Origin of the sequence: Candidatus Spyradosoma sp. SGI.093 (genome assembly GCF_050314555.1) — a bacterium.
Lineage (GTDB): Bacteria > Verrucomicrobiota > Verrucomicrobiia > Opitutales > UBA953 > Spyradosoma.
The window spans coordinates 410,769-422,694 of sequence record NZ_JBNPNH010000001.1; the positions used below are offsets into that span (position 1 = coordinate 410,769).

The 11,926-nt window shown below is 64.6% G+C and carries 11 protein-coding genes and 1 tRNA gene; 11 read left to right on the plus strand and 1 reads right to left on the minus strand.

Features of this window, described 5'->3' with window-relative positions:
* Positions 1-89 precede the first annotated feature (89 nt).
* Positions 90-1,262, minus strand: a complete 1,173-nt coding sequence (locus ACQREB_RS01680) for an acyltransferase family protein (RefSeq protein ID WP_427764527.1) — start codon at positions 1,260-1,262, stop codon at positions 90-92.
* 122 nt (positions 1,263-1,384) lie between these two features.
* On the opposite strand from ACQREB_RS01680, the gene ACQREB_RS01685 reads away from it, so the two are divergent.
* From ACQREB_RS01685 to ACQREB_RS01735, 11 genes are all read left to right on the plus strand, one after another.
* Positions 1,385-1,468, plus strand: a tRNA-Leu gene (locus ACQREB_RS01685).
* 19 nt (positions 1,469-1,487) lie between these two features.
* Complete coding sequence (locus ACQREB_RS01690) at positions 1,488-1,916, plus strand: acyl-CoA thioesterase (protein ID WP_427764529.1); 429 nt, start codon at positions 1,488-1,490, stop codon at positions 1,914-1,916.
* Positions 1,913-2,557, plus strand: a complete 645-nt coding sequence (locus tag ACQREB_RS01695) for a 5-formyltetrahydrofolate cyclo-ligase (protein ID WP_427764531.1) — start codon at positions 1,913-1,915, stop codon at positions 2,555-2,557. Before ACQREB_RS01690 ends, ACQREB_RS01695 begins: the two co-directional genes overlap by 4 nt.
* Before the next feature lie 80 nt (positions 2,558-2,637).
* On the plus strand, positions 2,638-3,000 hold the full coding sequence (locus tag ACQREB_RS01700) for an arsenate reductase family protein (RefSeq protein WP_427764533.1): 363 nt from the start codon (positions 2,638-2,640) through the stop codon (positions 2,998-3,000).
* On the plus strand, positions 2,997-3,560 hold the full coding sequence (locus tag ACQREB_RS01705) for a GNAT family N-acetyltransferase (RefSeq protein WP_427764536.1): 564 nt from the start codon (positions 2,997-2,999) through the stop codon (positions 3,558-3,560). The genes ACQREB_RS01700 and ACQREB_RS01705 overlap by 4 nt, the downstream gene beginning before the upstream one ends.
* Positions 3,561-3,643: 83 nt before the next feature.
* Positions 3,644-6,259 (plus strand): ATP-dependent chaperone ClpB, encoded by a 2,616-nt coding sequence (clpB, locus tag ACQREB_RS01710; RefSeq protein ID WP_427764538.1) that lies wholly within the window; start codon positions 3,644-3,646, stop codon positions 6,257-6,259.
* A 253-nt stretch (positions 6,260-6,512) separates the two neighbouring features.
* On the plus strand, positions 6,513-8,141 hold the full coding sequence (gene lysS / locus ACQREB_RS01715) for a lysine--tRNA ligase (protein WP_427764540.1): 1,629 nt from the start codon (positions 6,513-6,515) through the stop codon (positions 8,139-8,141).
* 109 nt (positions 8,142-8,250) lie between these two features.
* Positions 8,251-9,540 carry an ABC transporter permease gene (locus tag ACQREB_RS01720; RefSeq protein ID WP_427764543.1) on the plus strand — a complete coding sequence of 430 codons (1,290 nt, stop codon included), beginning with the start codon at positions 8,251-8,253 and terminating at the stop codon, positions 9,538-9,540.
* A gap of 46 nt (positions 9,541-9,586) precedes the next feature.
* A complete protein-coding gene (locus tag ACQREB_RS01725) occupies positions 9,587-9,979 on the plus strand; it encodes a GxxExxY protein (protein WP_427764544.1) in 393 nt (130 codons plus the stop codon).
* Between the two features lie 54 nt (positions 9,980-10,033).
* The gene (locus ACQREB_RS01730; RefSeq protein ID WP_427764546.1) at positions 10,034-10,720 is read left to right on the plus strand and encodes an ABC transporter ATP-binding protein; all 687 of its coding nucleotides are present in this window, start codon (positions 10,034-10,036) and stop codon (positions 10,718-10,720) included.
* 109 nt (positions 10,721-10,829) lie between these two features.
* Positions 10,830-11,924, plus strand: coding sequence for a M20/M25/M40 family metallo-hydrolase (locus ACQREB_RS01735; RefSeq protein ID WP_427764549.1), 1,095 nt, complete (start codon positions 10,830-10,832; stop codon positions 11,922-11,924).
* Positions 11,925-11,926 lie beyond the last annotated feature (2 nt).

Here is an 11,926-nt window from a genome sequence, read left to right on the forward strand (position 1 = left end):
GATGAGAGGTGAGAGAAATTACACCTTACACGTTACACCTTAAACCCTACACCATAAACAGCGGCGCAACCGCTCCTGGCTCAGCCGCTTTAAGCTTTCAGAAACACTTTCGCGCGGGCGCAGAGCCAGAGAATCAGAAAGAGCACGAGCGCGTTCCCGCAGGCGACGAGCGCCTCGAACGCCGCCGGCTCCGTGAACTGCGCGAGCCCGCGCAGCAGCGGCCGCGAGACGCCGTCGAAGCTCACCAGCCCGACTTCCGGCGAGAGCATGTACGCGAGCACGGAGTTCATGCCGACGAGCTTCAGCCAGCCGCTCCCGCGCTTGAGGCCCGCCCAGTCCATCACGCCGAAGAACGCCGCCATCAGCAGCATGCCGTAGCCGCTCGTCACGAGCACCATCGAGCTCGTCCAGATCGTCTTTATGACGGGCGCGACGCCGCAGAAATCCAGGATCCAGCCCGCGCACGCGAGCGCCGCGCCCGTTCCCGCGAGCGCGAAGAACTTCCGCGCGGGCGAGAGCGCGGTGTTTTTCAGCAGCGCGCCCGTGAACACGCCGCTCGCGACCGTGGCGACGAAATTCAGCGACGGAAAAATCCACGCGTAGTGATACCACGGCGCGAAGACGACGCTCCCGTCCTCGGCGACGCGCGCGCCGTCCGTCCAGCGGCCGAGCAGAAATTCGTCGATGCGCTCGGGCAGATTCGTGTCCGGATTCCAGTCGCCGAAAATCGCGCACGCGAGCCACGAGACGAAGAGCAGCGCTCCCGCGACGGCGATCTGCGCGCGCATCCGGCAGTGCAGAAAAAGCAGCGCCGCGCCCGCGTAGCCGATCGCGATCGCCTGAAGCGTGTTCGAAAGCGGCTTGAACGTCGCCGCGTCGAACGCGAGCAGATTTCCCTGCGCGGCCGCGCCGAGCAGCCAGAGCACGAGCACGCGCTTCGCGATGCGCAGATGCGCGCGCCGCATCGGCTGCGCGGGAACGCCGTCCGCGCCGGCGCGGAATTTCGCCATCGCGAACGGAATCGACACGCCCGCCATGAACAGGAAGAGCGGCATCACCATGTCCCAGCAGTTGAAGCCGCGCCAGGCGACGTGCGAAAACGCGTCCGCGAGCGGCTCCGGCAGCAGCCCGCCGCGCGTCATCACGTGCATGACGGGGCCGAGCATCGTCAGCGCGAAGAGGTCGAAGCCCCTCAGCGCGTCGAGCGAATCGAGGCGCGGAGCCTTGGCGGCGGGAACGGTCGTTTCTGCGGAATCGGACATGCCGTGAAGTGAAAGGCGGAAACCGGAAAATGGAAAGCGGAAAATGCCGCGGGAACGCGCGCGGCGGGAACGCGAAATTCGTTTGAGAAATTTTCCTTTTCCTGCAAAATGCCTCCCCCGTTGCCGAAGTGGCGGAATGGTAGACGCTGCGGACTTAAAATCCGCTGCCTTCGGGCGTGCGGGTTCGAGCCCCGCCTTCGGCACCAGAAAAATTCAAAAAAAAACATGCTCCAGACAACTGCAACGACGCGAGTCCGCTTTTCCGAAACCGACGCCATGGGCGTCGTCTATCACGCCAATTATCTGCCGTGGTGCGAGGTCGCGCGCACGCAGCTGCTCGCGGAAGTCGGGCTGCCCTACGCCCGCCTGCAGGATCTCGGATTTCTGCTGCCCGTGCTGGAGATCAATCTGAAATACCGCGCGCCCGCGCGCTTCGGCGACCTCGTTTCCGTGCGCGCCCGCATGGAGGAAATGCCGCGCGTGCGCATCCGCATCGACTACGAGATCTTCCGCGGAGACGGCGAGCTCATCACGACCGGGCATTCCCTGCACGCGTTCATGAACCGCGAGGGCGTCGCCGTCAAGCCGCCGACGTTCTTCCTCGAAAAGCTGCAGGCGGCGTTCGACGCGCGCGAAGGAGGCGCTCCGCGATGATTCCCCCGCCGAGAGAACATCGGGAAATCCGCCGCCCGGAATTCGTCGCCGACGCCCGGCTCTCCGCCGCGCAGAACGAAAAGCGGCGCCTGCGCCAGCGCCATCTCGCGCTGCGCGACGAAATCAACGGTCCGGAGGCGCTGACGCTCTCCGGCTTCGTCCGCAACGAGCTGCGCGCGAGCGAAATCTTCCAGCGCGCGGAATGCCTCTCGAGCTACATCTCCATCCGCAGCGAAGTCGGCAACCACGGCGGCATTCTGCGCTCGATCGAGGCGGGGAAAATCACCTGCGTGCCCAAGGTCTTCGGTAAGGAGCTGCGCCTGTTCCGCATCCGCAACATGGCGGAGGACCTCGCGCCGGGCACGTTCGGCGTGCTCGAGCCGCTCCCGCACTGCGAGGAGATTCCCGTCGAAGTCCCGACGCTGCACATCATTCCCGGCGTCGTCTTCGATCTGCACGGCAACCGCATCGGCTACGGCAAAGGCTATTACGACCGCTTCCTGCGCCGCGTGCCGCCGAGCGCGATCACGGTCGGGCTCGCGTTCGACTGCCAGGTCGTCGATTCCGTTCCCGCGGAGCCGACGGACGTCCCGCTGAAGTACCTGATCACGCCGGAACGCGGCTGGATCAGATGCAGCTGACGGCGTTCCCGCCGGCGAAAATTCCCCGGAGACGCCCGAAAGATTTTGCAATCCACGCGTTCTCGTGTAGCTTCGCGGGCATGGCGAAATATCTTTTTCTCGAATATCCGAAATGCTCGACCTGCCGCAAGGCGCGGGCGTTTCTCGAAACGAACGGCGTCGATTTCGAGGCGCGCCACATCGTCGAAAATCCGCCGACGGCGGACGAGCTTCGCGCGTGGATCGCGCGCGCCGGCGTTCCCGCACGCAAGTGCTTCAACACGTCCGGCCTCCGCTACAAGGCGCTCGCGCTCAAGGAAAAACTGCCCGCGATGAGCGAGGAGGAGCAGATCGCCCTGCTCGCTTCGGACGGCATGCTCGTGAAACGCCCCGTGCTCGTTTCCGCGGACGCGGCGCGATTCGGGTTCCGAAACTGGGAGACGCTCCCGGAAGCCGCGCGATGACGCCGCTCCCGTTCGCCCGACTCCGCGCGTGGGACGACGCCTCCGCGGACACGCGCGCCTTCCGCGAAATCTTCGACGCCGCGTTCCCGGAAGAAGAAAGGCGGACGGACGCGGACTGGCCCGCCGCGCTCGCCGACCCGCTCTGCAACGCGCGGCTCTACCGCGCCGACGGAGACGCGCGCGCGATTCTCGTTTTCTGGGACTTCGGCCGCTGCCGCTACGTCGAATACTTCGCGCTCGCGCCGGAAGCGCGCGGCGGCGGGCTCGGCAGCCGACTGCTGCGAGAATTTCTCGCGGAAAGCGCCGTTCCCGTCGTGCTCGAAATCGAGCCGCCGGAAGACGAGACGACGACGCGCCGCCTGCGTTTTTACGAGCGGCTCGGCTTCGCGCGCGACGCGCGGGAGCACTTCCACCCGCCGTACCGCGCGGGCTTCGGACGCCAACGGCTCGTCGTGCTCAACAGCGGCGGGAAACCGCTTGCCGCCGACGCGCGGGAACGCTTCGAACGCGAGCTCGAGACGCGCGCGATGCGCGGCGTTCCCGCGGCGAAAACGCGCTGAAAAGCGCCGCCCCGCGCGCCGCGAATAAATGAGACATTGCAACCCACAGAATTGGCACGGGGGGTGCAACAGGGAGGGGCATTATGGATTTCAATAAATTTACCGAAAAAAGCCGAGAGGCGATTCAAGGGGCGCAGACCCTGATGACCGAGCGCGGGAACCCGATGCTCGAAACCTGGCACGTGCTCGCCGCGCTGCTCGCGCAGGACGGCGGGATCGTGCCCGCGCTGCTCGCGAAGATGAAGCTCGACGCGGCGGGATTCCGCGGGAACGTCGAACGCGAGCTCGACCGCCTGCCGCGCGTCAGCGGCGGAGGGAACGTGCAGGAAGGCGCCGCCTCGGGAACGGTCCGGCAGGTGCTGGGCAAGTCGCTCGAGGAGGCTCGCGCGCTGGGCGACGACTTCGTGAGCACGGAACACCTCTTCCTCGCGCTCATCTCCGCCGCCCCGGAAATGAAGGGCGTGTTCAAGGCGTTCGGCGTGTCGCGCGAGAGCGTGCTCGCCGCGCTGAAGGAGCTGCGCGGGAACCAGCGCGTGACGACGGACAACCCCGAGGCGACCTACGACGCGCTCGGCAAGTACGGCGTCGATCTCGTCGATCTCGCGCGCAAGGGCAAGCTCGATCCCGTGATCGGGCGCGACGAGGAGATCCGCCGCGTCATCCGCATTCTTTCCCGCAAGACGAAGAACAATCCCGTGCTCATCGGCGAGCCCGGCGTCGGCAAGACGGCGATCGTCGAAGGGCTCGCGCAGCGCATCGTGCGCGGCGACGTTCCCGAAGGCCTGCGCGACAAGACCGTGTTTTCGCTCGACATGGGCTCGCTGCTCGCGGGCGCGAAATACCGCGGCGAGTTCGAAGAGCGCCTCAAGGCCGTGCTCACGGAAATCAAAAAATCCGACGGGCGCATTCTGCTCTTCATCGACGAGCTGCACACGCTCGTCGGCGCGGGCAAGACCGACGGCGCGATGGACGCGGGCAACATGCTCAAGCCCATGCTCGCGCGCGGCGAACTGCACTGCATCGGCGCGACGACGCTCGAGGAGCACCGCAAATACATCGAAAAGGACGCCGCGCTCGAACGCCGTTTCCAAAGCGTGCTCGTGGAGCCGCCGAGCGTCGAGGACACGATCTCCATTCTGCGCGGCCTGCGGGAACGCTTCGAGGTGCACCACGGCGTGCGCATCATGGACGGCGCGATCGTCGAGGCCGCCGTGCTTTCCGACCGCTACATTTCCGGCCGTTTCCTGCCCGACAAGGCGATCGACCTCGTGGACGAGGCGTGCGCGCAGATCCGCACCGAAATGGATTCGATGCCGGAAGAGCTCGACACGCTTTCGCGCCGCGTCATGCAGCTCGAAATCGAGGAGACCGCGCTGAAGAAGGAGACGGACGACGCGTCGAAGCTCCGGCTCGAAGCGCTGCGCAAGGAACTCGCCGAGGCGCGTTCCGAGGCGACCGCCCTGCGCGCGCGCTGGGAGGCGGAAAAGGACAGCGTCGGCAAGGTGCAGAAGCTCCGCGCCGAACTCGAAGCCGCGCGCCGCGACGCCGAAGTCGCCGAGCGTAAGGGCGATCTCGGCAAGGCGAGCGAACTGCGCTACGGGAAGATTCCGCAGCTGCAGAACGAGCTGAAGAAATTCGAAAAAATCGCCGAAGAAAAATCCGGCGGGAACGACAAGCTCTTCCGCGAAGCCGTTTCGCCGGACGAAATCGCCGAGGTCGTCGCGCGCTGGACGGGCATTCCCGCGACGAAGCTGCTCGAGGGCGAAAAACGCAAGCTGCTCGGCCTGCAGAGCGAGCTCGCGAAGCAGGTCGTCGGGCAGGAAGAGCCCGTGCGCCTCGTCTCCGAGGCGATTCTGCGTTCCCGCGCGGGCGTGCAGGATCCGCGGCGCCCGGTCGGTTCGTTCCTGTTCCTCGGACCGACGGGCGTGGGCAAGACGGAGCTCGCGAAGTCGCTCGCGCGCCAACTCTTCGACAGCGAGGACGCGATGATCCGCATCGACATGTCCGAGTACATGGAAAAGCATTCCGTGTCGCGGCTCGTCGGCGCGCCTCCGGGCTACGTCGGATTCGAGGAGGGCGGCCAGCTCACCGAGGCGATCCGCCGCAAGCCGTATTCCGTCGTGCTGCTCGACGAAATCGAAAAGGCGCACCCGGACGTGTTCAACATCCTTCTGCAGATTCTGGACGACGGCCGCCTGACCGACGGCCAGGGACGCACCGTCGACTGCCGCAACGCCGTGTTCATCCTCACGTCGAACATCGGATCGCGCTTCCTCGTCGAAGGCGTGACGGGCGACGAGATTCCCGACAAGGTGCGCGAACAGGTCATGGCCGAGCTGCGCGCGGGCTTCCGTCCGGAATTTCTGAACCGCATCGACGACATCGTGCTGTTCCGTCCGCTCGGGCTGAAGCAGATTTCCGCGATCGTCGATCTGCTCGTCGCCTCGCTGAACCGCCGGCTCGAAGACCACCGCATCACCGTGACGCTGGACAAGTCCGCGCACGAATGGATCGCGGAAAACGGCTACGATCCCGTTTACGGCGCGCGCCCGCTGCGGCGCTTCATCCAGAAGGAAATCGAGACTCCGCTCGCGAAGGAAATCATCGAAGGCAAGATCGCCGACGGGAACACGGTGAAGTTCACCAAGCCCAAAGGCGACGCGCCCGGCCTGAAGATCAAGGTCGAGAACGGAAAATGAGAAGAAGAGCTTAAAGCTTAAAGGGTTAAAGCTTAAAGGGAAGTCCGTTCGGACGGATTCGGAGGGCAAGCGGGAACGCTTGCCCTCCTGTGAAATTCGCGTTCCCGAAAAAGAAAATCTCTGAAAATCCCCGCAATCCCTGTTTTTCGCTTTTTGCGCCTCGGCGGGAATGGATTTCGGCGAGAAATAAATGTCGCGTTCCCGCGCGGGAACGCGTATTTTTTGCGCTTCCATTTTTTATCGATCTGAAGTTATGAGCGAAGCACAGAAAAACTCCCTCGCCGACATCTCGCACGACCTTTTCGCCGTGCGCTCGGAAAAGCTGAATCAGCTCCGCGCCGCGGGCGAAGATCCCTTCCGCGCCAACTGGGCGCAGACGCACACCTCCGCCGACTGCGCCGAGCTGATGCGCCCCGCGATCGAGGCCGCCAAGGCCGCGGGAACGGACGTGCACGAGATTCCCTCCTCGGCGGAGGAAGTCTCCGTCGCCGGGCGCGTGATCGCGATCCGCGTCATGGGCAAGGCGAGCTTCATGAAGCTGCTCGACCGCGACGGCGTGCAGCAGGTCTATCTCACGCGCGACATTCTCGGCGAAGACCGCTACAACAAGCATTTCAAGAAGATGATCGACATCGGCGACTTCGTCGGCGTGCGCGGCGAGCTCTTCGTGACGAAGACCGGCGAAGTGACCGTGCGCGCGCGCGCCTACGGGCTCGTCGCCAAGGCGCTCCGCCCGCTCCCGGAAAAGTGGCACGGCATCACGGACGAGGAGCAGGTTTCGCGTCAGCGCTACCTCGACCTCATCGCGAATCCGGAGTCGAAGAAACGCCTGCTTGACCGTTCGCGCATCATCGCCGAAATCCGCAAGTTCCTCTGGGAGCGCGACTTCGTCGAGGTCGAGACGCCCGCGCTGCACCCGATCGCGGGCGGCGCGGCGGCGCGGCCGTTCGTCACGCACTTCAACGCGCTGGACTGCGAATTTTATCTGCGCATCGCGCTCGAGCTGCACCTGAAGCGTTGCCTCGTCGGCGGCATCGAGCGCGTGTTCGAGATCGGCCGCGTCTTCCGCAACGAAGGCATGGACCGCCGCCACAACCCGGAATTCACGATGATGGAAATCTATCAGGCGTATTCCGACTACGAAGGCATGATGACGCTCATCCGCGAGATGATTCAGCACCTCTGCAGAACCGTCGTCGGCACGACGACGATCACGCGCTACGACGGGCAGGTCATCGAGCTCGGCGGCGAATGGCGCGTCGCCGACTACAAGGATCTCGTGCGGGAACGCACGGGCCGCGCCGACTGGTTCGAGCTTTCCAAGGCGGAAAAAATCGCCGAATGCCGCCGCATGGCGGACGAAATCCGTTCCCGCGCGCAGGCCGAGGCGGAGGCGCGCGGCGAAGAGCTCCGCAACAAAGACCTCATGGTGCCCGACCCGCGCGAGGACTGGGAGGACTACGAAGTCACCAACGAAGTTTACGGCAAGCTCATCGAGCCGAATCTGATTCAGCCGACCTTCGTCACGCACATCATGAAGGAGCTCTGCCCGCTCGCGAAGATCAACGAAAAGGATCCTAGCGTCATCGACGTCTTCGAGCTCTGCATCAACGGGCAGGAAATCGCGCCCGCGTATTCCGAGCAGAACGACCCGATCACGCAGCGCCGCATGTTCGAGCTGCAGGCGGGCGAGGAAATCCAGAAAATCGACCAGGACTTCCTCGTCGCGATGGAGCACGGCATGCCGCCGGCGGGCGGAATGGGCGTCGGCATCGACCGCCTCTGCATGCTCCTCACGGGCTGCGCGAACATCCGCGAAACGATTCTGTTCCCGACGCTGAAGCCGGACTACGTCTCCGGCCCGCAGAAGAAGGAGGCCTGAGCCGCGCGTTTTTCCCGAAGGCGCCGACGGAGAGAACTTTCGACACGGCTCTCCGCCGGCGCTTCGACTTTTTCCGTCCTTCCTCGTTTTCCCTTTTTCAATTTTCTCCATGCCCTGGTCCGTCTATTTGGCTTTGAAACAGCTTTTCCCGCCGGGAAAACGCTTTCCGGCGTTCGCGCTCGTCTCCATCGTCGGCGTGGCAATCGGCGTCTGCTCGCTGCTCGTCGTGCAGACCGTGATGAACGGCTACGCGCGGGAACACCGCGAAAACATTCAGCGCATGTACGGCCACGTGATCGTGCGCAACATCGACGACGGCTTCATTTCCGACTACCGCGCGGTCGCGGAAAAGCTCGAGCGCGTGCCCGGCGTCGTCGCGGCGGCGCCCTACGCCGAGGGGCAGGTCATGGTGAAGAACGGCGACACGCCCGCCCTGCCTTTCGTGCGCGGCATCGACCTGGAGCAGGAGGACAAGGTCATTCCCGTGCGCAGGAACATCGTCGCGGGAACGCTCGACGCGCTCGACGACGACCGCGTCGTCCTCGGCAGCGAGCTCGCGCGCCAGCTGCGCGTCCGCTTCACGCGCGGCTACGAGACGGCCGACGGCAAGCGCGTTCCCGCGCGCGTCCTTCCCGGACAGGTGCTCGAAATCTATTCGCCGACGATGATTTCCGACCTGCAGCGCGAGGAAGTTCCGCTGCCGGTCGAGCTCGAAGTCTGCGGCATCTTTGAATCTGGCTACCGCCCGGCGGACGAAAGCACGATCATCGTTTCGCTGCGCCGCATGCAGGAGCTCTACGGGCTGGGCAAAAGCGTGCACGGCATCCGCCTCCGCGTCGCCGACGCCGAAGGCGCGACGGCGATGCTGCCCGCCGTCAACGCGGCGCTCCCGCGCGGGCTGCGCGCGTTCTCGTGGATGTCCGTCAACTGGAATTTTCTTCAGGCGGTGCAGTTCGAAAAGACGATGCTGTTCTTTCTGATGTTCATCATCACGCTCGTCGCGTCGTTCTCGATCGCGAGCACGCTGTTTTCGGCGGTCGTGAAGCGTTCCCGCGAAATCGGCATTCTCGGCGCGCTCGGCGGGCGCCCGCGGCAGATTCTGACGATCTTCGCCGCGCAGGGGCTCTTCGTCGGCGCGATCGGCTACGGCTTCGGCTGCCTGCTGACGTTCGCTATCGTCGCCGGGCGCGACCGCATCGTCGCCTTCATCAATTCGATTTTCGGCGACGGCGAAATGATCCAGACGCAGTACATGTTCTCGCAGATTCCGGTGCACTACAGCGCGGCGGACTTCGTCATCGCGGCGGCGTTCACGCTGGCGACGACGACGGTCGCCGGGCTCATTCCCGCGATCTGGGCAGCGCGCAGAAAACCCGCCGAAGCCATGAGGGAAAGCTGAGGCGCGGGAACGCGAGTCCTTCCCTCGCCCGAAAACGGAACCACGAATGAACACGAAAGAACACGAAAAAGAAAAAATCATTTTTCGCGATGAAGTTTACGCGATCGTGGGCTGCGCCATGCGCGTCCAGCGCGCGCTCGGTCCCGGACTCCTCGAAAAGCCCTATGAAAACGCGCTCACGGTGGAGCTCTCGGAAGCGAAGATTCCGTTCGAACAGCAGAAACGCATTCAGATTTTTTACAAAAAAAGACTCGTCGGCGATTATTACGCGGACCTGATCGCTCACGGGAAAATCATCATCGAACTGAAGACCGTCGAGCGGATCACCAACGTCGAACGCGCGCAGACGCTCAATTACATGCGCCTTGCACAATGCCCCGTCGGCCTCATCTTCAATTTCAAAAAAACGATTCTGGAATGGGAACGGCTCGTGCTCTGAAAAAATTCGAGTTCGTTCGTGTTCATTCGTGGTTTCAATAAAATTTCATACGACATGGAAAAATCGCCCGTCCTCGCAGCCAACGCCATCAGAAAATCCTTCGCTTCCCCCGCGGGAACGATCGACGTCCTCAGGGGCGTCGATCTCGCCGTCGCCGCGGGCGAACGCGTCTCCGTCCGCGGCGAAAGCGGCGCGGGAAAAACCACGCTGCTGCAGATTCTCGGCGGCCTCGACGCGCCCGACTCCGGAGAGCTCTTCTGGAACGGAGAGCGCATCACCGGCCGCGGGAACGCCTTTCTCGCCAGGGCGCGCACGAAGCTCATCGGCTACGTGTTCCAGTTCTTCCACCTCGTCCCCGAGCTCACCGCGCTCGAAAACGTGCTGCTCGCCGCGCGCATCGCGGGAACGCCCGTGCGCGCCGCGCGGGAACAGGCGCGGGAACTGCTCGCGCGCGTCGGGCTCGGCGAGCGCGTCGGCCACCTCCCGGCAAAGCTCTCCGGCGGCGAATGCCAGCGCGTCGCGATCGCGCGCGCGCTCGTCAACCGCCCGCCGCTGATTCTCGCGGACGAGCCGACCGGCAATCTCGACGAACGCACGGGCGAATCCGTCATGAGCCTGCTGCTCGACGTCTGCCGCGAGCGCGACGCCGCGCTCTTCCTCGTCACGCACAATCTCGAGTTCGCCGACCGCGCCGACCGCCGCCTCGTTCTCCGCCGCGGCGTGCTCGAAGAGCTGAGCTGACGAGAGAGGTTAAGAGGTTAATGAGGTTAGGAAGGTTATGAGGCTGATCTCCTTCCGTTCCTTTTTCCCGTTGCCGCCGCGCCGCGGGAACGCATAGACTCCGCACATCATGAGCAAAAAATCTCCGAAAAATTCTTCCGAAAAACCTTTTGAAATTCCCGCGTTCCTGCGCGAGCTCCTCGAAGCGAAGGCGCCCACCGGGCACGAGTTCGAGGCGCAGGCCGTCTGCGACAGATACATGAAGAACGTCGCCGACGAATACCGCGGGGACGTCCTCGGCAACCGCATCGCCACGCTCAACCCGAAGGCGAAGACCTCCGTCATGTTCGCCGGGCACATCGACGAGCTCGGCCTACAGATTTCCTACGCGGACGACAAGGGCTTCCTCTATTTCAACCTGCTCGGCGGGCACGATCTCGTGATGCCCAGCGGCCGCCGCGTGCTCATTCTGACGAAGAACGGCGTCGTGCGCGGCGTCGTCGGCAAGCGCGCCGTGCACCTGATGAGCGCCTCGGAGCGCACGAAGGTGCCCGAGGTTCACGAAATGTGGATCGACATCGGCGCGCGCTCCCGCGAGGAGGCGCTCGCGCGCGTCGCGATCGGTGATCCCGCGGTTTACGACGAGACCGTCGAGCTGCTGAACGGCTCGATCGCCGCCGCGCGCGCGTTCGACGACCGCGCCGGCTGCTACATCGCGATGGAGGCGGCACGCCGCCTCGCGAAGGAAAAGAAGCTCGCCGTGCGCGTGGACGCCGTCGCGACCACGCAGGAGGAAATCGGCACGCGCGGCGCGCAGACCGCCGCGCAGGGGCTGAACCCGACCGTCGGCGTCGCAATCGACGTCACGCACGCCACCGATCACCCCGACGCGGACAACCGCAAGTTCGGGCGCATGACGCTTTCCGGCGGTCCCGCGATCTGCCGCGGGCCGAACATCAACCCGCTCGTCTTCGACAAGCTCGTCGCCGCCGCGGAAAAGGCCGGCGTGCCGTATCAGGTCGAGGCGGATCCGCGCCCGACGGGAACGGACGCGCGCGTCATTCAGATGGCGAACGCGGGCGTCGCGGCGGGGCTGATCTCCGTGCCGCTGCGCTACATGCACACGCCGGGCGAAGTCGTCGATCTCGCCGTCGTCGAGCAGTGCGTGAAACTCCTCGTCGAGTTCACGAAATCCGTCGGCGCGGACGAAACGTTCGCGTGGTGAAA

Excerpts from the sequence above, each read along its gene's own strand:
- ACQREB_RS01680 (WP_427764527.1), bottom strand. The coding sequence starts at position 1,262 with ATGTCCGATTCCGCAGAAACGACCGTTCCCGCCGCCAAGGCTCCGCGC.
- ACQREB_RS01690 (WP_427764529.1), top strand. The coding sequence starts at position 1,488 with ATGCTCCAGACAACTGCAACGACGCGAGTCCGCTTTTCCGAAACCGAC.
- ACQREB_RS01695 (WP_427764531.1), top strand. The coding sequence starts at position 1,913 with ATGATTCCCCCGCCGAGAGAACATCGGGAAATCCGCCGCCCGGAATTC.
- ACQREB_RS01700 (WP_427764533.1), top strand. The coding sequence starts at position 2,638 with ATGGCGAAATATCTTTTTCTCGAATATCCGAAATGCTCGACCTGCCGC.
- ACQREB_RS01705 (WP_427764536.1), top strand. The coding sequence starts at position 2,997 with ATGACGCCGCTCCCGTTCGCCCGACTCCGCGCGTGGGACGACGCCTCC.
- clpB (WP_427764538.1), top strand. The coding sequence starts at position 3,644 with ATGGATTTCAATAAATTTACCGAAAAAAGCCGAGAGGCGATTCAAGGG.
- lysS (WP_427764540.1), top strand. The coding sequence starts at position 6,513 with ATGAGCGAAGCACAGAAAAACTCCCTCGCCGACATCTCGCACGACCTT.
- ACQREB_RS01720 (WP_427764543.1), top strand. The coding sequence starts at position 8,251 with ATGCCCTGGTCCGTCTATTTGGCTTTGAAACAGCTTTTCCCGCCGGGA.
- ACQREB_RS01725 (WP_427764544.1), top strand. The coding sequence starts at position 9,587 with ATGAACACGAAAGAACACGAAAAAGAAAAAATCATTTTTCGCGATGAA.
- ACQREB_RS01730 (WP_427764546.1), top strand. The coding sequence starts at position 10,034 with ATGGAAAAATCGCCCGTCCTCGCAGCCAACGCCATCAGAAAATCCTTC.
- ACQREB_RS01735 (WP_427764549.1), top strand. The coding sequence starts at position 10,830 with ATGAGCAAAAAATCTCCGAAAAATTCTTCCGAAAAACCTTTTGAAATT.